The sequence below is a fragment of the Shewanella sp. LC6 genome, from assembly GCF_006385735.2.
Classification (GTDB): Bacteria; Pseudomonadota; Gammaproteobacteria; order Enterobacterales; family Shewanellaceae; genus Shewanella; species Shewanella xiamenensis.
The window spans coordinates 1,728,288-1,753,649 of record NZ_CP043902.1; the positions used below are offsets into that span (position 1 = coordinate 1,728,288).

The window sequence follows — 25,362 nt, forward strand, 5'->3', positions numbered from 1 at the left end:
TTTTATCATGAAAAGTAAGGCAAATCAGTCACAAGGGCTACTCCTTTTTCGGTTATCTCAACATCAGGTCTTTGCCTTAGGCACGCTCAAAATTCGTGAATTAGTGCCTTACACGCCGCTGAGTAAGATCCCTAAATCTCATCCGACAATCATGGGTGCCGCGACCATTCGTGGTCATACCATCCCGGTGGTGGATATGGCGGCTGCCATTGGTTATCGGCCAATCAGCGATGAAGAACGTAAGCATTGCTATATCATCATTACTGATTGCCAGCGCATGATTATCGGTTTTTTAGTGCGCGCCATTGATAAGATTATTGAGTGCAATTGGCGTGATATTGAAGCGCCATCGGCAAATTTAGGGAGAAATGCCTTTTTAACTGGGGTGACGCGCTACGATAATCAGTTAGTGCAGTTACTTGACGTGGAGCTGTTATTGTCGAAGGTGTTCCCCGATGCACCCGAGGCCAATCGAGCAATCCTAACGGATGTGCAGCGGGAGAAGTTAAAACCCATGCGGATTCTGTTGGTCGATGATTCTAAGGTGGCCCGCAAGCAACTTTCCGATGCGCTCGATAGTATTAATATTCCCTATTTCGTGACCCCTGATGGAAGAGAAGCGCTCTCTATTATGGAGCAGGCGGCTGCTGAGCGTCACCCGATTGATATTTTAGTTAGTGACATCGAAATGCCGGGGCTCGATGGCTATGAACTGGCATTTGAAGTCCGAGATAATCCACTGTTGGCTAATGCTTATATTATTCTCCATACCTCGTTGTCCAGCGAAATCAGCGTCAGCCAAGCCCATCAAGTGGGGGCAAATGAGGCGCTGACTAAGTTTGATGCCCATGAGCTGGTGGAAGCCATGCTACGGGGGGCTGATTTAGCGGCTAAGCGGTCAAATTAGAGCGTGTTGGATTTTTGTAAGGGTTTTGCAGGGACTGGGTAATTTAATTCGCTTATTTCCCTGCAAAGCTAGACAAGTTCCATCACATCCTATAAAACCTTATTGGCCTCAATTTTGAAGGTGTGGGATGGGGAAACTCAGCCGAAATATAATAACGATAGGTTAAGTAATGAAACAAGAATCATCTTTTTTAGCCAAGTTGGCTAATAGCAGTTTGGTGCTGCAAATTCTCGTCGGGATTATCGCTGGTGTCGCTTTAGCCAGTTTTTCACATGAATGGGCCAAACAAGTCGCTTTTTTAGGTAGTTTATTTGTTGGTGCATTAAAAGCGATAGCGCCTATTTTAGTCTTTATTCTCGTGGCATCCTCCATTGCGAATCAAAAGAAAAATACTCAAACGAATATGCGCCCAATCGTGGTGTTGTACTTATTGGGTACCTTTGCTGCTGCATTAACCGCTGTGATTTTAAGTATGATGTTCCCGACTAATCTGGTGTTAGTTGCGGGTGTTGAAGGCACCAGTCCGCCACAGGGAATTGGTGAGGTGATTAACACCCTGTTGTTTAAACTGGTTGATAACCCCGTGAATGCCCTGATGACGGGGAACTATATTGGTATTTTGGCTTGGGGTGTGGGTCTTGGCTTAGCCTTACATCATTCGAGTGATTCAACCAAACAAGTGTTTGCGGATGTGAGCCATGGTATTTCGCAAATGGTGCATTTTATCATTCGGTTAGCGCCTATTGGTATTTTCGGTCTAGTTGCTGCCACATTTGCTGAAACCGGTTTTGCGGCAATTGCGGGCTACGCTCAGTTATTAGCCGTATTGCTCGGTGCGATGGCTATTATCGCCTTAATTATTAACCCGCTGATTGTTTACGTTAAAATCAAACGTAATCCCTATCCACTTGTGATCCGCTGTCTGCGTGAGAGTGGTGTGACGGCATTTTTCACCCGCTCAAGTGCGGCCAATATTCCAGTGAATATGGCATTGTGTGAAAAGTTAAATCTGCACGAAGATACTTATTCAGTCTCTATCCCGTTAGGGGCAACCATCAATATGGGCGGCGCTGCGATTACGATTACCGTACTGACTTTAGCAGCGGCACATACTTTGGGGATTCAAGTTGATCTGCTGACTGCCTTGCTGCTTAGCGTGGTAGCTGCGATTTCTGCCTGTGGTGCATCTGGTGTGGCGGGTGGTTCGTTATTGCTTATTCCGCTTGCTTGTAGCTTGTTTGGCATTTCTAACGATGTGGCGATGCAAGTGGTTGCTGTTGGTTTTATTATCGGCGTGATCCAAGATGCAGCCGAAACGGCACTGAATAGCTCTACGGACGTGATTTTTACCGCTGCTGCTTGTGAAGCCGCTGAAAACAAAGCTAAACTTGGATAAAGTGTGCTGTTGTTAGTGTAGAAGAAAGTATCATAGGAGCAGTCACTTCGGTGGCTGCTTTTTTTATGGGAGTAGTTATGATCCTTTTCGATTTTAAAGAGTTAAATGCGGCAAAGTCTTGGTATGGCGTTAATGATACTGTGATGGGCGGTTTGTCACGCAGTAAGCTCACCATCTCTCCGTTAGGCTATGGGATGTTTAGCGGCCATGTGTCACTCGCCAATGGTGGCGGGTTTGCCTCGGTGCGCTGTGAGTTTGAACCCAAAAATGTGAGTGAATTCACTGGGATTTATCTCGAACTCGACCGTGATAGAAGCAAGCACTACAAAGTGAATCTCAAAGATGCCGACACGCCGCAGAGTACGGTTTATCAAGCACCGATGCCCGATGCTAAGCATCAGTCTTTTGGCGTTAATGGTGGCAGTATTATTCACTGGCAACGTATTGAAATCCCCTTTACGGCGTTTCATCCCCAGTGCCGTGGCAAGCCGATTGAGCGTGCTGAGATTGATTTGAGCCGTCTGACAAGTATTGGGCTAGTGATTGGTGCGCAGCAAAGTGGTGATTTTGCATTAAAAATTAAATCAATAGGCTGTTATTGAGTCATAAGGGGATAAGCTAATGCTTGTCCCCTTAATCTACTGTTACACGCTCAACTAAGCGCGATTTAGGTTCCCACAATCCCTAGGGGCTTAGCATGTTCCCATGCGCCGCGGGTAAAGTCGGGGAAGTTTACTGAGTTACTGCGGTTATTGAGTGATTGCTCACTTAAAATATTGACCACAGACCAAGCCGCACCATCATAGACATCCTGATCGAGTGCCTCGCCGTTACGTAGGCAATAGATCATTCGCCAAAGCATCACAAAATCCATGCCGCCGTGACCGCCGTTGATTTCGGCTTCTTTACCAATACGTTGCCACAGTGGGTGATCGTATTTGTCATACCACTTTTGCATGTCCATATCCCACTCGTGGTAACTCTGACCAAAACCCCCATTTTCGATTGCGATACGATTAGGGAAGCCAGCAAACACACCGTTAGTGCCTTGAATTAGATTATGGCGACTGTAGGGTCTTGGGGTGGTGGTATCGTGTTGAACCATAATGGTTCTGCCTTTCACGGTTTTAATCAGGCTAGTGCTCATATCGCCATTAATGTATTTGAGCTGATTACGTTCATGATCGGCGGGAAATTCTCGCTTAGCATATAAAGCACGACCTAAAGCAGGCGAACTCATGGAGGTCAGGTAATCGAATCTGTCACCACGGTTGATATTCATATACTGGGAAATAGGCCCTAAACCGTGAGTGGGATATAAATTACCATTGCGTTTAGTATGCCAATAAGTGCGCCATGAGCCGGTTTTATGGTCAATTTCTTTCATTTGCCAGCGCAGTTCATGGATATAAGCGGCTTCGCCGTGGAGTAATTCGCCAAATAAGCCTTGGCGCACCATGTTAAGCACCATCAGTTCTTCACGACCGTAATTGACGTTTTCCATCATCATGCAGTTTTTCTGGGTACGCTCGGCGGTATCGATGATCTGCCAGCACTCTTCGACTGTGAGGGCGAGTGGTACTTCAACAAAGGCGTGTTTACCACTTTCCATAGTGTCGATAGCCATTGGAGCATGCCATTCCCACGGAGTGGAAATAATCACAATATCGATGTCATCACGGTTTAATAGCTCGCGATAGCTCAGATCATTGCCGGTATAGATCGCAGGTTTTGGCCGTTTTTGTTTAACGATATGCTCAACCGCTCTATCAATAACCGCTTGGTGCGTATCGCAAATGGCTTTTAGCTCCACGCCGTCTAAGTGACAAAACTGTTCGACATGGCTAAATCCACGCTCTCCCACACCGATAAAACCAACTCTAACCACCTCCATTTTAGGGGCAGTGAGTCCAATAACTGATTTCCCGCGACTGGGTTTCGGGGCAACGTTACTGGCAGTCGCATCGAGGGCAATATTGGCCGTAACAAGGCCGGCAGTGACGGCGCCTGCGGCTTTCAGAAAATGGCGGCGATGAATATTGTGCATAGGCTTCCTGCTTTATTGTTGTTTATTTGTAGGGCGATTTTAATCCATCTTGTTATATCAGAATCTCACGGTAAGTGGACATTAAAAGATGTAACAAACTCATTCATACGTAATTAAATAAACCGTATTGCAAGAGGTTATTTATCTTTACTTTAGCGATAGGTAAATAGTGATAAAGATCGCGTTTTTATTTTCTAATTAAGCTACACTGCCCATTAATTAATCAAGCTAAATTATCTTTTAGTTTTTAAATGTTTAGCAAATTAAATTTAACCAAAAAATTACATTTTTTGATGAGTTTGACGTAATTTGCGACTCGGGGGAGTAAAGCGGTATATGGGTTCTATGCTTAATGTACTACCACAACTGACGTTCACTTTAGGTGATTGGGTATTGCATAAGGATATCAGGATGTCTGGGATTGAAAAACGCCGTCGCCTACATTGGCGGGAGACAGATATGCAAAATCGTGAAATTATTGGTCGTTGGTTAGATGAGCGTCCACTGCTAGGTGACAAAATTACCCTCTATAAAGAAGCAGATAAATATTATTTAGAAACTTGGTTCAGTGATGGCTGCCATAGCTTAGATGAAGTCAATTTAACTGATACGCCACAGGGCAAAAAAGTAGAAGATGTGGGCGGTAATTTCTTCGGTGAGTATTTTATGGTAACGCCTAATATGCAACTGCAATTTTGCAACGAACAGGGTAGTTATTTTCAAGTAGATAAATTAGTTGTGGATATTGATTTTAATCAGCGCGTTGCTTAAAACGGTTGTGATTTTTTAATGGCAACTGAGTTGGGCGAATAATATTCCCTCTCAAGCTTATCCCTGTGTAGCGGGATGGTCAGGTTTGGTTAAAACAGAGGTCGCTTAACGCGACCTCTTGTATTTTTGCCGATTATTCATTGAAAGAATGCTGACTGTAAAAATGCATCCTTTTACCCGAATACGGATGGGTAAAGCTCAAGCTTTGGGCATGGAGACACAGTCTCGGTCTGGCCTTGATCACCTCAGCATTACCATAAAATTCATCCCCTAAAATGGGATGCCCAAGGGCGAGCATATGTACCCTAAGCTGGTGGGTTCGGCCCGTTTCTGGGGTTAATTCCACTAAGGTGCTGTTTTCGCGTCTTTCGAGCACTCGGTAATGGGTAAGAGCACTTTTCGCGCCAGCCGTCCCCGCCGCTTGCGTCTTTTGATAGGGTGGGTGCTCGGGATCGGGGGCGATAGCTAAATCAATCATACCTGCATCCAGCTCGACCAGTCCCATGACCTCGGCAATATACACTTTCTCACTTTGTCGATCTTGAAACTGGGTTTTTAAGTGGGATTCGGCTTTTTTATTGCGCGCAAAAACCATAATTCCTGAGGTGGCGCAGTCGAGTCTGTGCACCAGAATCGTTTCAGGATAAAGACGTTGCAGCCGAGTGAGGGCACAATCGAAGGTATGTGCGGCTCTGCCGGGATTAGACAATAAGCCCGAAGGTTTATTAATAACGATCACATCTCTATCTTGATAGCGAAGATCTAACCAAGGGACTGAAGGGGGCTGGTAATCAAATATCTGCATCGTATCCTCATCTTTTGCGTGGCCATACTAGCAAAATATCAGTTACTAAGCAGTATATTCTCAACAATGACATAGGGCATTAAAACTGCGCTAACCATAATCTAAACTTCATCCCCCAGGTAGACGTTACTCCTGAGGTAACGTAACGAATATTTCCTTGCGTATCGATAACATAAATGGCCGGAAATGCCATCGCGCCCCAGAGAGCACTTTGCGTTCCACTATCATCATTAAGTACCGGAAAGTGATATTGATGTTCATCCATAAAGGTTTGAATCTCACTATCACTACCTGAAGCAACGGCGACTGAAATCACTCGATGATTTTGGCTGATGGTCTCAACCATCGGCGATGTTACGCGGCATACTGGGCACCAGGTTCCCCAGAAATAGACTAATGTTGGCTCAGTTTGGGTTGTATTAAGTGCAAACTTGCCGCCATCAATGGTAATACCGCTTAATACTGGCGCTTGGCCTGTGACCATATCCCGTTGTAAATAGAGGCTTACCCCATAGAGCAGTAGCGCAATAATGGTTAAATCCCTAAGCTGCTTTAGCCAAAATCGAGGGCTTTGCAGTTTTTGTTTCCATCCCTTTGGATGAGGTGATTGCTCCCTTGAGCTTGCTCTTATCACTGAGATGGTCTCCTCGGGATTATTCGGGTAAATAGTCACTCGGAGTTTTACGGCTCCAAATACGGGTATAGGCCATCAACTGGGGGTAGAAGGTACGAAAGGCGGTTTCTGTCTCAATCTGCATTTGGACTAAAATTTTATCCGCACCGTTAAATAAAGCACTGTGCGGATGACCTTTGGCCCTTTGGGTTAATGCCTGTTGAATGCCCTTAGGTGTGGCGTAGCCGTTTAACCAATCTTGACGGCGCATATCGGCGATAATGTCTAGGCATGGCTGAGGGTGATACACATCGCTTTGTGCGGCAAATTCTGCCAGTTCACTATAGGCTTTTTGGCTAAAATCAGGCAGTGACAGATGATGATATTCTTCCCAGTAGAAGGCTAAATAATAATCGAAACTGATGAACATCAAATCTGCTGCTATACTTGTTAACTGTTTAGGAAACAATGCGATGAGTTCTTGAGTCAACTCATGGGTCGCGCAGAGCTGATTGATTTCATGGTTTAACCACAGTCCTTGGCGTAGTGCTTGTGGGGCATTGTCTATCGACGCGGTAATAAAATTGCCTGCTAGATTGGCACCAAGGTGGGTTTTACTGATATCAGCCAGATGTAAGTGTGTAAGAATGTTCATTTTTTGTGCTTGGTTAATCGCGTTGGTTCACGTTATCATGGGCAGGCGCGCTGAGGAAAGTGCAAATAGGCAAAAATCGAGTGCTTTTGTAAGGTAGTGCTAGATTCAGCATTTCTAACAGGAGTGTAAATGCTGATGCTAAAGACAGAAAATGCGCTAATCAACTAACCTGTTAAGGATCATGGACGATGTGGAACTGGTTCATCAAAATGCTTGGTAAAGACGAGCGTCCCAAACGTAAAAAAATGCTGGTTGATATTCCCTATGAGCAACATAGTTTCAGCATCGATCATTTTGCCCGCACTCGGGCTAAATATGATGTAGATGACGCATTGAGCTCAAATACGCTCAATGAGCAGGATGCAGTGACCGATATGGATATCGTGAACAAGTAATCTTGATCTTATTGGCCTCTAACCATAGACTAGCCGCCGTTCTAAGCTATCTAGAGGCCTTTGCATGCGCGTAACAGACTTTTCTTTCGATCTTCCCGACGAACTTATCGCTCGTTATCCCATGGCGCAACGTACGGCGTCACGTCTGTTAACCTTAGATGGCAATACTGGCACGCTCGCCGATAAACAGTTTACCGATCTGCTGGAGATGATTAATCCCGGTGATTTAATGGTATTTAACAATACTCGGGTGATCCCAGCACGTTTATTTGGCCAAAAGGCCAGTGGTGGCAAACTCGAGATTTTAGTTGAGCGTATGCTCGACGATAAGCGTATCCTCGCCCATGTGCGCAGCTCTAAATCCCCAAAAGTAGATAGCATTATTCATCTCGACGGCGGTTATGAGATGAAGATGGCTGCTCGCCATGACGCCTTATTTGAACTCGAACTCTTATCCGATCTCACAATTTTAGAAGTGCTCGAAGCGGTAGGGCATATGCCACTGCCACCTTATATCGACCGTCCCGATGAGGATGCCGATAAAGAGCGCTATCAAACCGTGTATAACCAGAACCCCGGTGCGGTTGCCGCGCCTACGGCGGGTCTACACTTTGATGATGTCATGCTTGAGGCATTAAAAGCCAAGGGCGTAAATATCGCCTTTGTGACTCTGCACGTCGGTGCAGGCACCTTCCAACCCGTGCGCGTCGATAATGTGCTCGAGCACAAAATGCATTCCGAGTGGGCCAATGTGCCGCAGGATGTGGTGGATTTAATTGCCCAAACGAAAGCGGCAGGCAAGCGTGTGGTTGCTGTGGGCACGACGTCTGTACGTTCACTGGAGAGTGCGGCCCGTGCAAGTGAAGGTGAGTTAACCGCTTTTAGCGGTGATACCGATATCTTTATCTACCCTGGGTATCAGTTCCAAATCGTCGATGCCATGATTACTAACTTTCACCTGCCGGAATCGACGCTCATCATGTTGGTTAGTGCCTTTGCTGGTTTTGATCATGTTATGGCGGCGTATCAACACGCTATCACGCAAAAATATCGCTTCTTTAGCTATGGCGATGCCATGTTTGTGACGAAAAAAGCTCACTAGACCAAGATTTTGTTTTAAAATAGCCGCCCACATTGAGTTTGGGCGGGGATTTTTTCAGCCAAAGGTTGAACCTTTTTGAACTGTCCCTATCTCTATTGTTAATCAAAATGGCGCTTGCCATTAAAAATGTAGTCAGACTGTTTATCTGGCGAGGTGAATGATGAAATTTGAACTTGACACTACCGACGGCCGTGCGCGCCGTGGTCGCTTGATTTTTGAACGTGGTACAGTGGAAACCCCAGCATTTATGCCTGTAGGGACTTACGGTACGGTAAAAGGAATGACGCCAGAAGAAGTGCGTGCTACTGGCGCCGATATTCTGCTCGGTAACACTTTCCACCTGTGGTTACGCCCTGGCGAAGAAATCATGCGTAAGCATGGTGACCTTCACGATTTTATGAATTGGCAGCGTCCTATTCTGACCGATTCGGGCGGTTTCCAAGTGTTCAGTTTGGGTGATATTCGTAAAATTACTGAAGAAGGTGTGCATTTCCGCTCGCCAATTAACGGCGAGAAAATCTTCTTAGATCCTGAAAAATCAATGCAAATTCAACATGCATTGGGCAGTGATGTGGTAATGATTTTTGACGAATGTACTCCGTATCCAGCAACCGAAGATGAAGCGCGCAAGTCAATGCAGATGTCACTGCGTTGGGCTAAGCGTTCACGCGACGAGTTTGACCGCCTGGAAAACCCCAATTCATTATTTGGGATTATCCAAGGCAGTGTTTATGAAGATTTACGCGACGAGAGCTTAAAAGGCTTAGTCGAAATTGGTTTCGACGGTTATGCCGTCGGTGGTTTGGCCGTAGGTGAGCCTAAGGAAGACATGCACCGCATTCTTGAGCATGTCTGTCCACAAATTCCTGCTGACAAGCCGCGCTATCTGATGGGGGTCGGTAAGCCAGAGGATTTAGTTGAAGGTGTGCGTCGTGGTATCGACATGTTTGACTGTGTGATGCCAACCCGTAACGCCCGCAACGGCCATCTGTTTACCAGTGAAGGTGTCATCAAGATCCGCAACGCGCGTCATCGTGATGACACTTCACCGCTCGATCCTAAATGTGATTGTTATACCTGTAAAAACTATTCACGGGCATACCTTTACCATTTAGATCGTTGTAATGAGATTCTGGGTGCGCGTTTAAACACCATTCACAACCTGAGATACTATCAAATGTTAATGGAAGGTTTGCGCGGTGCGATTGAGACGGGTACATTAGACGCCTTTGTGAAGGACTTCTATACCAGTCAAGGTCGCGAAGTACCAGAGTTAGTCGATTGATTTTTTGCTAATAAGAAGAGAAAACTATGTTCATTTCAAATGCATATGCAAATGCTGCTGGCGCTCCACAGAGTGGTGGCACTATGGAATTGATTTTCATGCTGGTGATTTTCGGCCTGATTTTCTATTTCATGATTTTCCGTCCGCAATCGAAGCGTGTTAAAGAGCACAAAAACCTGATGTCATCACTTGGAAAAGGTGATGAAGTGCTCACCAGCGGCGGCATTTTAGGCAAGATTGCAAAGATCAGCGATGACAATGACTACGTGTTACTGAGCTTGAACGACACGACTCAAATTACAATTAAAAAAGATTACATTGCAGCTGTATTGCCTAAGGGCTCTATCCAGTCGTTGTAAGCCAAGAGGGCTCAGGCGTGTTAAATAAATACCCAATGTGGAAGAACATTATGGTGGTGCTTATCATCGCCATAGGTTGTTTCTATGCCGTACCTAACCTGTTCGGTGAAGATCATGCGGTGCAAGTAGTGGCGACTCGAGGTGCTGAAGTCACGGCATCTACCCAAGCCAGAGTGAACGAGCTGTTAGCCAGTAAGGGCATTGCGGTAAAGCGTTCTGAGCTTGAAAAAGGCCAATTGTTGGTTCGCGTACAAAACGCGGATCAACAGTTGTTGGCCAAGGAAACCATCGCCGAAGACTTAGGTGATAAGTTTACCGTAGCACTTAACCTTGCCCCTGCAACACCTAAATGGCTCGAGTCTATGGGTGGTAGCCCAATGAAACTCGGTTTGGACCTTCGTGGTGGTGTGCACTTCCTGATGGAAGTGGACATGGGCGAAGCCATTCGTAAGATGGAAGAAGCCAAAGTGGCTGATTTCCGTTCACAATTACGGGAAGAAAAAATCCGTTACGCGGGCATTCGCAACAATGCTCAAGGTATCGAGATTAAATTCCGTGATGCTGAAAGTTTAGCCAGTGCAGAACGTTTCTTAAAATCTCGCAGCAACGATATGGTGTTCACCGATGTGAGCAAGGGTGAAGATTTTGCCCTGCAAGCCGTGATGAGCGAAACCTATCTCAAGCAGATTAAAGAAGAAGCGTTGCAGCAAAACATTACCACTATCCGTAACCGTGTGAACGAGTTAGGGGTAGCTGAGCCTGTGGTACAACGCCAAGGTGCTGAGCGTATTATCGTTGAGTTACCTGGTGTACAAGATACCGCTCGCGCCAAGGAAATTTTAGGTGCAACCGCATCGATTGAATTCCATATGGTGGACGATAAGGCTGACCCTAATGCGGCGCAATCTGGCCGTATACCCGCGGGTTCTGAGGTGTATCAACGCCGTGAAGGCGGTCAAGTGGTGTTGAAGAAGGAAGTGATGCTAACGGGTGATCATATCACTGGCGCACAACCCAGCTTTGACCAATATAGCCGTCCACAGGTAAGCATTAACCTCGACGCTAAAGGCGGTACCATTTTTTCTAATGTGACTAAGGACAATATCGGTAAACCGATGGCGACCTTATTCATTGAATATAAAGACAGTGGTGAACGTAACGCCGATGGCAGCGTCAAAATGCTGAAAATCCAAGAAGTGATTTCAGTAGCGACGATTCAAGCACGTTTAGGCCGCAACTTTGTGATCACTGGGTTAAGCCACGGTGAAGCACAAAACCTCGCGTTATTGCTACGTGCGGGTGCTTTGATCGCGCCAGTATCGATTGTGGAAGAGCGTACCATTGGTCCAAGCCTAGGTGCGGAAAACATCGAAAGCGGTGTGCAAGCCATGATCTGGGGTATGGCAGTCGTGCTTATCTTCATGTTGGTTTACTACCGCAGTTTTGGCTTTATCGCCAACTTGGCCCTAACGGCCAACTTAGTGATGGTGGTTGGGGTGATGTCTATGATCCCTGGCGCCGTGTTAACCCTGCCAGGTATTGCGGGTATGGTGTTAACTGTGGGTATGGCGGTTGATGGTAACGTACTGATTTACGAGCGTATCCGTGAAGAGTTACGTGCTGGTCGCAGCGTGCAGCAGGCCATTCACGAAGGTTACGGCAACGCATTCTCTACTATCGCCGACGCTAACATTACTACCTTCTTAACAGCATTGATCCTGTTCGCCGTAGGTACGGGCGCGATCAAAGGCTTCGCAGTGACCCTGATGATCGGTATTGCGACATCAATGTTTACCGCTATCGTGGGAACCCGCGCAATCGTTAACGCGATTTGGGGCGGTAAGCGCGTGAAGACGCTGTCTATCTAAGGGGAAGCGATAATGTTAGAAATTTTATCTTTAAAACGTACGGTTAACTTCCTCCGTCATGCGCTGCCTATCAGTATTATGTCGGCCATTTTGGTATTGGGTTCGCTTGTTTCTCTGGCGACTAAGGGTATCAACTGGGGCTTAGACTTTACTGGCGGTACTGTGGTTGAGATGGAGTTCACTCAACCTGTTGATTTGAACGTGTTGCGTACAAAACTGTCATCGCCTGAATTAGATGGCGCGATTGTGCAAAACTTTGGTTCAAGTCGCGACGTGTTAGTTCGTCTGTCGGTGAAAGAAGGCGTGAGCAGCGATGCTCAGGTTAAATCTGTGATGACAGCTGCTCAGCAAGTGGATGCAGGCGTTCAACAAAAACGGGTTGAATTCGTCGGTCCTCAGGTGGGTAAAGAACTGGCTGAGCAGGGCGGTTTAGCCGTGTTAGTTGCACTAATCTGTATCATGATCTACGTTTCGTTTCGTTTCGAATGGCGTTTGGCTGCGGGTTCAGTCGCGGCATTGGCCCATGACGTGATTGTGACCTTAGGGGTGTTTTCAGTATTTCAACTGGAGTTTGACCTAACAGTATTAGCCGGTGTGTTAACCGTTGTGGGTTACTCACTGAACGATACCATTGTGGTATTTGACCGTATCCGTGAAAACTTCCTCAAGATGCGTAAGAGCGATCCTGAAGAAGTCGTGAACGTTTCAATTACCCAAACCATGAGCCGTACCATTATCACGACGGGTACGACGCTGGTGACAGTTGTTGCGCTGTTCCTGAAGGGCGGCACCATGATCCATGGCTTTGCGACCGCACTGTTACTGGGTATTTTCGTTGGTACTTACTCTTCTATCTATGTGGCGAGTTTCTTAGCGATCAAACTCGGCATTTGCCGTGAGCATATGATGCCAGTTGAGATAGAGAAAGAAGGTGCAGATCAACCACCGATGATGCCGTAAATTGGTCTCAAATTAATCTATTTTAGATACCAATATTGTTGATAAAAATGCCACTTTTAAAGTGGCATTTTTTTCGCCATGATTACTCACTTTCGATAATCTGCTATCAAACTCACAACTTTATAGTGACTAATGCTGTAAAACGTAAATGTTAAATTGATTAACAACTGGCGTAAAAAACAGCACTCGACAGGCTCAGTTATTTCACTGTAGGATGTCGGCTGCCGCTATTTTTAAAAGATAAATGCAGTAGGAAGTCGCATGGAAGAACGTAAAACATTAATTGCTGGTGGAAACCTATTACAGGCCCATACATGGAAGGGATTATTAGAAGCCTGCGGTATTCATGTGGAGTTGCGTGGAGAGGCCTTGTTGGGTGGCGTTGGTGAGTTACCTGCCAATCTTCACAATGTTGAGCTTTGGGTTCGAGAGTCGCAGTTGGCTAACGCACAAGCGCAATTAAGCGGCTTGGATGTGGTTAGTCCCCAATGGCAATGTGTACAGTGCCATGAGATGAATGAGGGCAGCTTCGAATTGTGTTGGCATTGTAGTGCTGAGCGTAGCGAGAGCCATAATTAATTTACTCATCAATCCATCTATCGTCGGGATCCATATTCCCGACCATCATTGCATATTTTTATTTAGATAAAAATTTTCTAACTTATTCATATTATTAAGTATTTATTGTTGAGTATCGTGTTAATCTACGCTGACTTATCATTTAGTTAGTACGATAAGATATGCCTGCATTATTCTGTCAGATAATGCGTTTATTCATAATGTTGAGTTAACGCTGTTTAGAATCAGAGCCTTGATTTTTATAGGCCAAAACAGATGTTAACCCTGTGCATGAAAATAATTGAAGTTTGTTTTTACTCAATATTTATTAGGCTTATACGATGCAATATTTCCCGTTATTTATTGATACCGTTAATCTGAATGTGCTGCTTGTTGGGGCAGGGGATGTAGCGAGTCGTAAACTTGCCTTGCTGACGCGTACCGAAGCGAATATCCATGTTATTGCGCCAGAGGTAAATTCTGAGGTGCAAGCCTATGCTGATAAGGGACGGATATTATTGTCACAACGATCAGTCGTGCAGGCTGATATTCAAAATTACGATCTTATTTATCTCGCAACGGCCAACGATAAACTCAATAGTGAATTAGCGACCTTAGCCACTGAGCGTGGCATTTGGGTTAATGCCGTGGACAATCCCGCTTTTTGCCGTTTTATTACGCCGTCCATCGTGGATAGAGGGCGCCTTGTTGTGGCGATCAGTACGGCAGGGGCCGCGCCTGTATTTGCCCGTACCATCCGAGCGAGATTAGAAGCCAGTCTACCGCAATCCTTGAAACCGCTATTTGACTTTGTGGCCGACAAACGTCTCGAAGTACAACAACGCCTCACCAAAACCGCGACACGTCGATTATTTTGGGAACGTTTTTTCGATACCAATGGTGATAGGTTTGATGCACGTACGCTAGAGCATTACCAAAATGCTTTTAACCATATCGTCAGCCGTGGAGAAATCCTGTTATTGGATGAGGCCACCCCCGTCGAGTTATTGCCGCTGGCGGCCATGCCGTTACTGCAACGCCTTGACTGGATTTATAGCCAAGAGACCTTAACGGATGAATTATCAGAATTCGTTCGCCGTGATGCTAACCGCGGCGGATTACTCGCTCTTAGCGAAATAACTCACGAATATGAGCAGGGCACAAGAATGCTGATTGTTGCCGATACTCAGAAAATTAATCAGCTAAAGGCCCACTTTCCTGTCGCGAAGCATTTACGCCCCGGGGCGATTTAGTCTTCTTTATCGCAGTTTGTTTGAGCTGACGGCGAGTCTTAGGTAGACTCGCCGTTATTTTTTATCATTAAGCTTAGGATGTACTATGGCGCTTAAAGCGACCGTGTTTAAGGTCAATCTTCAGATCGCTGATATGGACCGGGGATATTATCAAGATCATCAACTGACGTTAGCGCAGCATCCTTCGGAAACCGATGGTCGCATGATGGTGCGTTTGCTGGCATTTATCCTCAATGCTTCCGAGACCTTAAGCTTTACTAAGGGATTGTGCGTCGATGATGAACCCGAACTGTGGGATAAGAGTCTCTCAGGGGAAGTCAACCTGTGGATTGAGTTTGGCCAAGCCGATGAAAAATGGCTGCGTAAGGCGAGCGGCCGTGCGAAAGCGGTGCAGCTGTTTACCTACGGCGGACGTAGTGTTCCTATTTGGTGGAAACAGAATCAAGCAGCATTAGAGCGCTATAAAAATTTGAAAGTATGGAATATTGCCGAAGAGTCAGTGACGGCGATGGAGGCCTTAGTGAGCCGGACTATGTCGCTGCAAGCTTCTATCAGTGAAGGGCAAGTCTGGTTATCGGATAATGAGCATAGTCTGCTTATCGAACCAGAGATGCTTAAGGATTATCAATAATAAAAGAGCCTGCGATTGCAGGCTCTTGTGTTAATTCGCTGTGATTATTGGAATTTCAATTCCCAGCTATCGATATAGCCTACGTCACCACGGCCGCTATCTACTGCTTTAAGTTTCCACACACCGCTTGACTCAACGCCAGTCATATCCACTGTGTAGCTCTTGTTGATATTGTCAGTGCCAGAACCTGTTCTATTGTGCAATGTTGAAGTTTGACCACTTGGGCTGATCAATTGCACTTTTAAGTCACCAATATAAGGGTGAACAATATTCACCACGGCAGTCACTGTGCCTGAGTTACCCGTGCGAGTCACTGTGATTGGGCTCGTGATACCTGCGGTCTTGTTATCAGGAATATTGTAGTTATCGGTGTTGGTGTAGCTTGCTGGCGTGGTAGGAGTACCACCACCGCTTTGGGCTGTGTAGCTTGCGGTTAACGATACACCGCTAAAGGCTGAATAGCCTTTCACCATCGCGTAGTAAGTACCTGATTGAACGTTGCTAATTGGGCAAGATTCACTGTTACCACCTTTGTATGGACGGCAATCGTAGTTTGAGGTCGTTGGCGCTGCGCCGTACTGTACGTACAGATCCGCATCACCCGTGCCACCGTTCATCACAAAGCCTAAGTTAGTTGCACCCTGTGGTACTTCAAAAGAGAAATGCAGTTCTTCACTGGCGGCGCCGCTTAGACCTGTTTTTGGCACACCGTTCACTAACACGCTGTCAGTTGGTGTAGGGTCAACCGGATCCGTAGGACCATTACAGGACGCATCTAAGAAGGTTTTCGCTGCAACGGCATTGACCAGACCATAACCATAGTAATCATCACGGCCAGCTGTGCCTAAGTCTTCAGCCGTTTGCTTGAGTGCATTACGCACCTGAGCAGCGCTACATTCTGGGTGATAGCTCCACACTAAGGTTGCCACGCCTGACACATGTGGAGTCGCCATCGATGTACCGTTGTAGTACTCGTAGTCTTTATTACCTTGGTTGCTCACGGTAACGGTTGCACCTAACTGGTTACGCAGTGCTAGACCGGTTGCACGGTCAACAGACACTGACACCATGTTGATTTCGCTGTTAGCATCGACCAAGAAGGGGTTTTGTAGTCCAGGTAAGGCGGTGTTACTGTACACGATAACAGCGCTAGCGCCCGCATTCTTACAGGCTTTTACCGCATTGATTTCTGGATAAGAAGTGCCTTGGTTACCCACTCGCTCAACTAGACAGACTTTGTTGGTCATATTGCCGCAGTTGAAGGTTGAGCCGCTAACCGTACATTCGGCTAAGGTTGCGGTTGCCGTGCCATTGTATGGATTGGGCGCATAGTTAGTGCCTGATGGCGTAAAGCGATTGTGTGGCACAACGCCGGAGTTAAAGTATGACTGACCACCGATAGTAATATCGGCTAAACGTCCTTCACCGCGTGTAACGGTAGAGAGAATGGCTTCACCAGGACCAGAGATCTCGACTTGGTTGGTGTATTGCGAGAAGGCTGAGTGGTCTTTGTGATTATCAACAGACGCTACTGACATTACCGCATCGTACGAAGCGGGGTAGCTATGGGTATTGTTACCATCGTTACCCGCGGCTGCAATCAAGAGTACGCCGTTATTGTAGTGGGCGGCTAAGGCATTGCGCTCGGTTGTACTTGAGCCTGCGCCACCTAAACTCATGGTGACCACATTGGCGCCATTATTAACACAGGTATCGACCGCCGATACGAGTGAAGATGAGTAACCCCAGCCAGCTTCATTAAATACTTTAATCACATGGATATTGGCATTTTGATTTGGCATCACGCCAATAACGCCGTCGTTGTTGGCGATCGCTGCGATAGTACCGGCAACGTGGGTACCATGGGCATTGTTATTGCCAGGTTCAAACCAATTACCGGTGCCGGAGTTATTGGTACCTGTGACATTGTTACCGCTTAAGTCGCTGTGACCACGGTCATAACCTGAGTCGATAATACAGATGGTGCGGTTACCCGCTTGGCTATCGCTTAATTGGGTCGCACCCACAAAGGTTTGTCCCCAAGGCGTTGTTTCGTTTAAGAGCCTACGTGGCATGTCCTCTTCCACATATTCCACATCGGCGCGGGCTCTTAATGCCTTAATGCCATTGTTATCCAGCTTAACTGAGTAGCTGTTACTGCGGCCAATACGCTTCATTTCTTTGGCTTGCGCCTTGTTCAGCACACTGTGCTGGGCGCTAATTTCAGCCACTTGAGGCTGGTAGTTCATGGTGGTGGGTAATTGGTCGCTGACTTGAGCACTATCTACAGACATCAGAGCGGGGGCATCGGCATTTTTAAATTTAACGATATAGCGCTTAGGCAAAGGAGAGGTCTGTGCTTGCATCGCTGCGTTGAAACCCGGTACGTCGGGGGCAGCATGAACACTTGCTGAAATTGCAATAGCTAAGCTGGATAAACTCAGGGCTATTTTAGTGGTTCGGTTGATTGTCATGTTTTTCTTCCATGTTCAATTTAGAGTTAATCATTATTATTTTGTGCTTTTAAAGAATAACTACGACTCAGATGCTACTCGGTTAGTGAATTTATCTTTCGTGTAAGTATTTGTAAATTAAATGTTAATGGTATGGCGGTTGGTAAAATTGCCTGAGGTAATAAGCGAATTTATTGAATAAATAATCAATTGTTACAACTTGTAACGAATGTGTTGGCGCTATTTATGTTTATTTATGTGGAAAAGGTGAATAAGTAAAAGTGAATTCTAGCGGCTTTAACAGCGAACAATGGGTTAATGTAACTGTATAGTTTGTTGAAATTTAAAGTTATATTTTTTTGGAATTAAAAGATGAAAAATCTATAGTATTTTTCAGTGTTTGATATTGAGTTTAATTCAAGTGATTGATTATGCAATTTTATTGAGTTAATGCGTCGGTGGTTTGGCATTTGCCAATTTATTGGCTTTTATGCATGAGCGCAACAGGATAATCGACTAGTGAGTGGTGGGTGAGATACATGAACCTCGGCAGAAATATAAAAAAGCGCCAACAGGCGCTTTTCCATCGTGAATCGAAACAGCAAGTTACTCTGTTTTAGGCTGAGCGTCGGCTAAGGTCTGATAACCGCCACCGTTATAGGTCTGAGTGTAACCCGCCGCGACCAAGGCTTCGGTCGCGATACTGCTGCGTCGACCGCTGCGGCAATACAACACCACTGGCGCATCTTTGGCGATACCGCGCTTAGCAAACTCGGCGGCGACTTGCTCAAAGGGAATATTAACCGCATTGGCTAAATGACCCGCGGCAAATTCCTCAGGGGTGCGAACATCAAGCACCATAGCCCCAGCAGCGATTTTCTCCCATGCTACTTGAGGCTGTTGATCTGTCGCATTTGCTGCATGAGGTACTATGGAGAGTGACAAAAGACTCAATAGGGCTACTCCAAGTAATTTTTTACTGCCAAACAGTAACTTGTTAAACACTGACTTTCTCCTTTGCAAATCTGCATTAACGTTGTTTAGCGATTTCAGCTTCGGATTTGACGCCGAGCTTGCGTAATACCATTGCCGCTGGGCAAAAACCCGTGAAAGCGCTTTGGAATAGGTTAGCGCCTACGAAGGCGGTTAACCACAAAAAGTTATGGTGAACAAAAGCGGTTAATACCAAAGACAGTAACACCATAAATCCGGCAAAGGCCATAATGCTGCGTTCGAGTGACATAGCTTGCTCCTAGAGGCAGCGCGATGGCTGCCTATTGTGGGTTAATCGGCTGTTTGAGTTAAGTTTATGCGATTTTTCATCGCCGCGTAGTAAAGCACAGGGATCACGATTAGGGTCAGTAAGGTCGAGATAAAAATCCCGAAAATCAGACTGATCGCAAGCCCATTGAAAATCGGATCATCCAAAATAAACAGGGCGCCAATCATGGCCGCCAAAGCGGTCAGCATAATCGGTTTGGCTCGCACCGCACCCGAGTGGATCACTGCGCGCTCAAAGGGCACACCTGAGGCGGTTTCCTGATTGATAAAATCCACTAATAATATCGAGTTACGGACAATAATCCCCGCCAAGGCAATCATGCCAATCATCGAGGTGGCGGTAAATTGCGCACCAAGCAGGGCATGACCCGGCATCACTCCAATCACCGTCAGTGGGATGGGCGCCATAATGATAAGCGGCACGAGATAGGATCTAAATTGGGCGACGACCAATAAGTAAATTGCAATCATGCCCACGGCATAGGCGATACCCATATCTCTAAAAGTTTCATAGGTGATCTTCCATTCCCCGTCCCAAAGTACGGCCACTGAGTCTAAGCCTGTTGGTTGGTGGATATAATGCTGATCGAAACCTAAGCCACCGTCGCCGTCGATTTTGCCCGCCATGTCGAACATGCCATAGAGCGGACTGTCGAGCGGGCCTGCCATATCGGCAATCACCATCACCATAGGGATCATATTCTTATGGATAATAGGGGCATCGATTTTACCGCGCTTGATGGTCACCAGCTCAGACACGGGCACGGATTGCCCAGTTTGGCTTTGTAACTTCATGTTTAGCACTTGTTCTAAATCGATTTTCGCCCCTTCTTGCAGTTGCAGGCGGATAGGCACGGGGTGTTTTTGCTGAGCAATATGCAAGTAGCTTACATCCTTACCGCCCACTGAGGTCGCAATTAAATCAACGATATTGCTATAGGGCACCGCCATCAGGCTAGCTTTAGAGCGGTCGATCATCACCTGCCATTTTTGCTGTGCTGCGGGTAAGAAGATATCAATATCGACCACATCTTGAGTCTCACGGAACAGTGACTGCAGATCATAAGCTGCTTGTTCACGAATCGCAGGGCTTGGGCCATAGACTTCGGCCACAATCGGCGACCAGACTGGTGGGCCTGGTGGTACTTCAACCACTTTTATATTGGCTTGATATGGCGCACCTATTTGCTGTAGTTCCTCTCTCACTGAGAGTGCAATGCTATGGCTATCGCGTTTGCGATGCTTTTTATCGACTAAATTGACCTGAATATCGCCTAGTTCTTGGCTATTACGTAGGAAATAGTGACGCACTAAGCCGTTAAAGTTCATTGGCGCATTGGTGCCAGCATACAGCTGCAAATGTTCCACCTCGGGTATAGTGGCAAGGTAACGACTTAAATCCTGAAGCACGCGCTGGGTTTGTTCCACTGGTGTGCCTTCTGGCATGTCCACCATCACTTGGAACTCTGACTTATTATCGAAGGGGAGCATCTTTAACACCACGAGCTGACCTATGGGCAAGGCCACGGCGATACCGATCAATACAAATACACCCGCAGCGAGTCCAATCCGTGCTTTACGGGCGCCTTTACCTAATAGGAAGGGGCCAATTAGACGGGTAAACAGGCGCACCATTTTACTTTCATTTATCGCGGCATCGTCGCTGTGGACAGTTTCGGTCGCTGGGCCACTATGGTGTTTGAGCAGCTTACGGCTTAGCCAGGGCGTGACCACAAAGGCAACCACAAGGGAGATCAGCATGCCCATACTGGCGTTGATGGGAATCGGGCTCATGTATGGGCCCATTAATCCTGACACAAATGCCATGGGCAGCAGGGCGGCGATAACCGTAAAGGTGGCGAGAATCGTCGGGCCGCCGACTTCATCCACCGCAACGGGGATGAGTTCACTAAAGGATTTTTTACCCAGCGCCATATGCCTGTGAATGTTTTCCACTACCACAATGGCATCGTCGACCAAGATCCCGATGGAGAAAATCAGCGCGAAGAGTGACACTCGGTTGAGGGTAAATCCCCACGCCCATGAGGCGAATAGAGTGATCGCCAAGGTGATAATAATGGCGACACCGACCACTAAGGACTCGCGGGCGCCCATGGTTAAAAATACCAATACGACAACGGCGCTGGTGGCAAAAATCAGCTTAAGAATAAGGGTGTTAGATTTATCCGCCGCCGTCTCACCATAGTTGCGCGAAACAGTCACTTCGACATTGCTGGGGATCAATACATTCTTGACCTTAGCAATGCGAGCAAGCGTTGCATCGGCGATATCGACAGCGTTTTGCCCCGGTTGTTTACCTATGGCAATCGTCACCGCAGGGTAAATATCTGTCTTGTCACTGTGCCAAACGCTTTGAGTGGGAATATCACTCTTTAAACTGATGTCGGCGATATCGGCCAAATAAACAGGGGTAGGCTTGCCGTTTTTATCCTGCGAAATACTCACAACGAGCTGTTTTACATCGTCTATTGTTTGTAAAAATTGCCCAGCCTGAACCTTAATCTCTTGATTACCTTGTACTAAAGACGCAGGCATCGAGATGTGATTATTGTCATTTAGGCTTTGTCTCAACTTGTCGTAGGTGAGATTAAAGCTATTCATTTTGGCGGGATCGATGCGTACATTGGCCACTATCTCATGTTGGCCGACCGTGTATATCTCCCGCGTGCCAGGGATACGCTTGATTTCGGTTTCTAACCCTTGCGCAACATGGGTCAATTGTTCGGCCGAGACCTGTTTGTCCTTGGACCATAAGGTCAGGCTAACAATAGGTACATCATCAATGCCCCGAGGTTTAATTAATGGTTCACCCACACCCGCGCCCTGCGGCAGTTTATCCATATTGGAATAAATCTGGTTGTAGAGACTCACTATGGCATCATTGCGGGTTACGCCGACTTTAAAGATCACAATGATCATGGCGCCATCGGGTTGGGAGAAAGAATAGAGCGTGTCTATCCCTTTGATTTCAGAGATCACTTGCTCGGCGGGCAGGGTGACTAAGTTTTCAACTTCGACCGGAGTGGCGCCAGGAAAGGGGATAAAGACATCGGCAAAGGTAACGTCAATCTGTGGTTCTTCTTCCTTTGGGGTCACTAAAATAGCAAATAAGCCGAGCAATAAGCCTAAAAGTGCCAGCAGCGGTGTGATGGCACTGTTTTGGAAGGCGGCCGCAATCCGACCCGAAATACCAAGTGTCATCGGAGATTCATTAGCGTGTTTCATTCAACAACCTCATCAAATTGATATCGCTAGGGAATTTATTGCTTTTGCTCAAGCAACACTTGGTAAGCATCCATGGCGACAATATCTCCGGATTTAAGTCCTGCGAGTATTTCCACTTCACCATTGACAGGTTCTGATACTCGTACCTGAGTGAGCACAAATTGCTCGCCTTTTTTCAGGTACACACTGCTGAGTTCGTTCATGGTGATTAGCGCTGAGGTCGGTAGCTGGATTTTTTCTCGCTCGCCATTTTTAAACAGCGCCTTGGCCCAAGTTCCGGGTTGCAGGTTAGGTTCATCCTTTGGCAGGTTAATCCGCACTTGATAGCTATGGCTCACGGGATCGGCAAAGCTAAAGATGGTGAGGTCCTTAGAGAGGATTTCACGACCATCATTTAAGCGTACTAAAAATTCAGGGGCGCTTTTTAGCTGTTGAATATAGCGTTGTGGCACTTGGGTGATGGCGCGCATTTGGCTTGGTGAAAATCCAGAGAGTAGCGGCTGACCGACAATCACGGTTTCACCTAATTCGACTAAACGCTCGGTGACTATGCCGCTAAATGGAGCTGATACGACAGTATATTTTAAGGATTCAGTGGCTTTAATGACCCGCGCTTTAGCCGCACTGACGGCTTGCTCGGCAGCTTTGGCATTGGCAGTGGCCTCATCCATTGCGCCCTTAGAAATAGCGCCTTGGGGAAAGAGTTCGGTATAGCGTTTGAATTGGGCCTGCGCCTCTACATTTAGTGCTGTCGCTTTGGCAAGATCCGCTTCATAGCTTGCTAGTTCAGCACCTTGCTCTTTACTGGTGATTTCGAGTAACGCTGCACCTTCGGGCACGACATCATTAACATCGTAATTCAGTTTGACGATACGCCCTGAGGTTTGCGCCGACACAGTCGCGGCTTTTACTGCCTCAATACTGGCGTCTAAGGTGACCCAATTGGCGTGCGGTTTGCTCATCACTTCAAGGGTTGCCAAGGAAGCAGCCTGGGTAGTCAAGGTAGAAAATGCGAGTAATGTGAATAGAGTACGTGAGATTGCAGTCATACCAAATCATCCCAAAAATAATTCATGAGTAAATTCTAATGGAGTTGGTTTGAATAGGCAATCAATATTTATTAGAAAAATATAATGTAATCGATTTTACTAATATAGGGAAAAGGCGAATGAATCTTCCCTTACATTAATCGCCATCATCATAAAAATTTCAAAAATCTTAATGCGTGTTGACGTTTCAGGGTTATTTTTACAGCAATTTGGCTGGCTTTTATGCAAGGCAACGTCCGTGCTGTGTCGTTATTCTACATAAACGGACGATAACGCGGCAGAAATGCCAGCCAAATGCTGCCCGAAGGGTTCGTCTGGCAAGCCCTTGCGCTTACTTTCTGTCATAAGAGCCGCTCGTCATTTGAGTAGAATAACGACGCATCATTCCTCGTTTCGCGAGTACGTGCTTGCCAAAACGAACAAAATCTAATCTCGAAACGTCAATGCGCCCTAGTCGTTTAAATAATAGGTCAGCGTGGACACGATGCGAATTTGTTTGATATATGGCGTGCTGCTATCGCGGTCTGAAATCGTGAACTGGCCTTGGCTGGCACTCTTAATTTTACCTAGGCGCGATTCGGAGTCTTTGGCGAACTTTTCTGCCACTTCACGCGCATTTTGAGTGGCTTCTTGCACCATAGTCGGTTTGACATCATTGAGTTGAGTAAATAAAAATTCAGTACGGTTTTCATAGTCTTGGCTGGCGATAGCAATGCCTTCTTTAACCAAATTAATCATTTGCTTACGAGTACTTAGCATTAAGTCAATTTGCGAGGTATAGACAGAGAGATTCACCTTTGCCGAATATCGATATCTGACGTTGGGGTCGACATAACCTTGAGCCTGTCGGTCTTCAATCGATGGTAGCGAAACGGTTATTTCACTGTCGCTAAAGCCGCGTTCCTTAAGGAACGCGACCACTTTGTCGGTTTTTAGCTGTACGGTTTCATAAAGCTTAGGAAGGTTGTTGTCGACCTCGGTGAAGTTGATCGGCCAGATGGCGATGTTGGCTTTGACTTCTTTTTCCGCAAGGCCTTTTACAGTGACGGTGCGCTCGAGCGCTTTCATTTCCAATAGCGCAGAGCTGGTGTTTTGTGCGATATAAACCATGCCTGCACATAAGAAACCACCGAGGATGATGGCGGGTAGTAGATAATTGCGTTGCATAACAGACTCTCTTGATGGAATACCTTGCGCTACCTTACTTCAATTCAATGGTTTTGTGCATAGGCGAATGCGTAGCACATTCAACTTTATACTTTATGCTCAGGTGCTATTCAGGATCCGCGTCGTGTTGATGCAAAAGCGACTTAAAACTTAACAACTTAGTTAATGGGTGGGATTGCGCTTGGTTGCCATAACTCGACTTTATTACCATCGGGGTCAATAAACCAGCCGAAACGGCCGAATTCAGAGTCTTCAATATCGCCGATTTGCTCGCCGCCACCCTGCGTGACTTGAAGTAGGGCTTGCTCAAGATCGTCCACGATAAAGTTCACCATAAAGCTTTTATTCGTGGGGGCAAAATAGGTCGTGTTATCGTCAAACGGTGTCCATACATGGTAACTCGGGATGGATTTATCACTATGATAGAACGCCGCGCCTCCCCAGTTTTCAATAGGGATCTCAAGGTGAGTTTTATACCAGGTTGCTAAGGCAACGGGATCGGTACTTTTGAAGAAAATACCACCAAGTCCAATGACTTTTGCCATAAGGGTTATAGAGTGA

General features: G+C 46.4%; 24 protein-coding genes. 13 read left to right on the plus strand and 11 right to left on the minus strand.

All coding sequences use genetic code 11. The features are described from left to right. Positions 1-7 precede the first annotated feature (7 nt). From FJD32_RS07910 to FJD32_RS07920, 3 genes are all read left to right on the plus strand, one after another. Positions 8-907, plus strand: a complete 900-nt coding sequence (locus FJD32_RS07910; protein WP_055648739.1) for a chemotaxis protein CheV — start codon at positions 8-10, stop codon at positions 905-907. A gap of 169 nt (positions 908-1,076) precedes the next feature. Next, positions 1,077-2,303, plus strand: coding sequence for a serine/threonine transporter SstT (gene sstT / locus FJD32_RS07915; RefSeq protein WP_037420273.1), 1,227 nt, complete (start codon positions 1,077-1,079; stop codon positions 2,301-2,303). A 77-nt stretch (positions 2,304-2,380) separates the two neighbouring features. Further along, on the plus strand, positions 2,381-2,905 hold the full coding sequence (locus FJD32_RS07920) for a CIA30 family protein (protein ID WP_037428213.1): 525 nt from the start codon (positions 2,381-2,383) through the stop codon (positions 2,903-2,905). A 65-nt stretch (positions 2,906-2,970) separates the two neighbouring features. On the opposite strand, the gene FJD32_RS07925 is transcribed toward FJD32_RS07920, so the two are convergent. Then, positions 2,971-4,350 carry a Gfo/Idh/MocA family oxidoreductase gene (locus tag FJD32_RS07925; RefSeq protein WP_140906741.1) on the minus strand — a complete coding sequence of 460 codons (1,380 nt, stop codon included), beginning with the start codon at positions 4,348-4,350 and terminating at the stop codon, positions 2,971-2,973. A 336-nt stretch (positions 4,351-4,686) separates the two neighbouring features. On the opposite strand from FJD32_RS07925, the gene FJD32_RS07930 reads away from it, so the two are divergent. Next, positions 4,687-5,121, plus strand: coding sequence for a hypothetical protein (locus FJD32_RS07930; RefSeq protein WP_140906740.1), 435 nt, complete (start codon positions 4,687-4,689; stop codon positions 5,119-5,121). 133 nt (positions 5,122-5,254) lie between these two features. On the opposite strand, the gene FJD32_RS07935 is transcribed toward FJD32_RS07930, so the two are convergent. The 3 genes from FJD32_RS07935 to FJD32_RS07945 all read right to left on the minus strand — a co-directional run bounded on the left by FJD32_RS07935 (position 5,255) and on the right by FJD32_RS07945 (position 7,194). Further along, complete coding sequence (locus tag FJD32_RS07935) at positions 5,255-5,926, minus strand: RluA family pseudouridine synthase (protein ID WP_140906739.1); 672 nt, start codon at positions 5,924-5,926, stop codon at positions 5,255-5,257. A gap of 79 nt (positions 5,927-6,005) precedes the next feature. Further along, positions 6,006-6,560: a protein disulfide oxidoreductase gene (locus FJD32_RS07940; protein WP_140906738.1), complete on the minus strand. Its 555-nt coding sequence runs from the start codon at positions 6,558-6,560 to the stop codon at positions 6,006-6,008. Positions 6,561-6,579: 19 nt separating this feature from the next. Further along, positions 6,580-7,194: an acyl carrier protein phosphodiesterase gene (locus FJD32_RS07945; RefSeq protein WP_140906737.1), complete on the minus strand. Its 615-nt coding sequence runs from the start codon at positions 7,192-7,194 to the stop codon at positions 6,580-6,582. Between the two features lie 188 nt (positions 7,195-7,382). Here FJD32_RS07945 and FJD32_RS07950 point away from each other — a divergent pair, with 188 nt between their 5' ends. The 9 genes from FJD32_RS07950 (at position 7,383) to FJD32_RS07990 (ending at position 15,605) form a co-directional block, all read left to right on the plus strand. Further along, the gene (locus tag FJD32_RS07950) at positions 7,383-7,589 is read left to right on the plus strand and encodes a hypothetical protein (protein WP_037420254.1); all 207 of its coding nucleotides are present in this window, start codon (positions 7,383-7,385) and stop codon (positions 7,587-7,589) included. Positions 7,590-7,653: 64 nt separating this feature from the next. Beyond that, on the plus strand, positions 7,654-8,691 hold the full coding sequence (queA, locus tag FJD32_RS07955) for a tRNA preQ1(34) S-adenosylmethionine ribosyltransferase-isomerase QueA (RefSeq protein WP_037420251.1): 1,038 nt from the start codon (positions 7,654-7,656) through the stop codon (positions 8,689-8,691). A gap of 160 nt (positions 8,692-8,851) precedes the next feature. Beyond that, positions 8,852-9,976 (plus strand): tRNA guanosine(34) transglycosylase Tgt, encoded by a 1,125-nt coding sequence (gene tgt, locus FJD32_RS07960; protein WP_011622165.1) that lies wholly within the window; start codon positions 8,852-8,854, stop codon positions 9,974-9,976. Between the two features lie 26 nt (positions 9,977-10,002). Then, a complete protein-coding gene (gene yajC, locus FJD32_RS07965) occupies positions 10,003-10,335 on the plus strand; it encodes a preprotein translocase subunit YajC (RefSeq protein WP_037420249.1) in 333 nt (110 codons plus the stop codon). A gap of 17 nt (positions 10,336-10,352) precedes the next feature. Further along, on the plus strand, positions 10,353-12,203 hold the full coding sequence (gene secD / locus FJD32_RS07970; RefSeq protein WP_037420247.1) for a protein translocase subunit SecD: 1,851 nt from the start codon (positions 10,353-10,355) through the stop codon (positions 12,201-12,203). Between the two features lie 12 nt (positions 12,204-12,215). After that, complete coding sequence (gene secF / locus FJD32_RS07975; RefSeq protein WP_037420245.1) at positions 12,216-13,163, plus strand: protein translocase subunit SecF; 948 nt, start codon at positions 12,216-12,218, stop codon at positions 13,161-13,163. A gap of 261 nt (positions 13,164-13,424) precedes the next feature. Further along, positions 13,425-13,742, plus strand: coding sequence for a DUF2007 domain-containing protein (locus FJD32_RS07980; protein ID WP_037420242.1), 318 nt, complete (start codon positions 13,425-13,427; stop codon positions 13,740-13,742). A gap of 320 nt (positions 13,743-14,062) precedes the next feature. Next, on the plus strand, positions 14,063-14,974 hold the full coding sequence (locus FJD32_RS07985) for a bifunctional precorrin-2 dehydrogenase/sirohydrochlorin ferrochelatase (protein WP_055648740.1): 912 nt from the start codon (positions 14,063-14,065) through the stop codon (positions 14,972-14,974). Positions 14,975-15,059: 85 nt separating this feature from the next. Beyond that, entirely contained in the window at positions 15,060-15,605 is a 546-nt protein-coding gene (locus tag FJD32_RS07990) for a YaeQ family protein (RefSeq protein WP_037420235.1), read from the plus strand. Between the two features lie 44 nt (positions 15,606-15,649). On the opposite strand, the gene FJD32_RS07995 is transcribed toward FJD32_RS07990, so the two are convergent. The 7 genes from FJD32_RS07995 to FJD32_RS08025 all read right to left on the minus strand — a co-directional run bounded on the left by FJD32_RS07995 (position 15,650) and on the right by FJD32_RS08025 (position 25,346). After that, the gene (locus FJD32_RS07995; protein ID WP_140906736.1) at positions 15,650-18,079 is read right to left on the minus strand and encodes a S8 family serine peptidase; all 2,430 of its coding nucleotides are present in this window, start codon (positions 18,077-18,079) and stop codon (positions 15,650-15,652) included. Positions 18,080-18,664: 585 nt separating this feature from the next. Next, positions 18,665-19,063 carry a rhodanese-like domain-containing protein gene (locus FJD32_RS08000; protein WP_140906735.1) on the minus strand — a complete coding sequence of 133 codons (399 nt, stop codon included), beginning with the start codon at positions 19,061-19,063 and terminating at the stop codon, positions 18,665-18,667. Positions 19,064-19,088: 25 nt separating this feature from the next. Continuing rightward, positions 19,089-19,301, minus strand: coding sequence for a DUF2892 domain-containing protein (locus tag FJD32_RS08005; RefSeq protein WP_037420227.1), 213 nt, complete (start codon positions 19,299-19,301; stop codon positions 19,089-19,091). Positions 19,302-19,342: 41 nt separating this feature from the next. Further along, a complete protein-coding gene (locus FJD32_RS08010) occupies positions 19,343-22,585 on the minus strand; it encodes an efflux RND transporter permease subunit (protein ID WP_140906734.1) in 3,243 nt (1,080 codons plus the stop codon). A 35-nt stretch (positions 22,586-22,620) separates the two neighbouring features. Next, complete coding sequence (locus tag FJD32_RS08015) at positions 22,621-23,634, minus strand: efflux RND transporter periplasmic adaptor subunit (RefSeq protein ID WP_140906733.1); 1,014 nt, start codon at positions 23,632-23,634, stop codon at positions 22,621-22,623. Between the two features lie 450 nt (positions 23,635-24,084). Next, entirely contained in the window at positions 24,085-24,801 is a 717-nt protein-coding gene (locus tag FJD32_RS08020) for an SIMPL domain-containing protein (protein WP_140906732.1), read from the minus strand. A gap of 158 nt (positions 24,802-24,959) precedes the next feature. Then, entirely contained in the window at positions 24,960-25,346 is a 387-nt protein-coding gene (locus FJD32_RS08025) for a VOC family protein (RefSeq protein ID WP_140906731.1), read from the minus strand. Positions 25,347-25,362 lie beyond the last annotated feature (16 nt).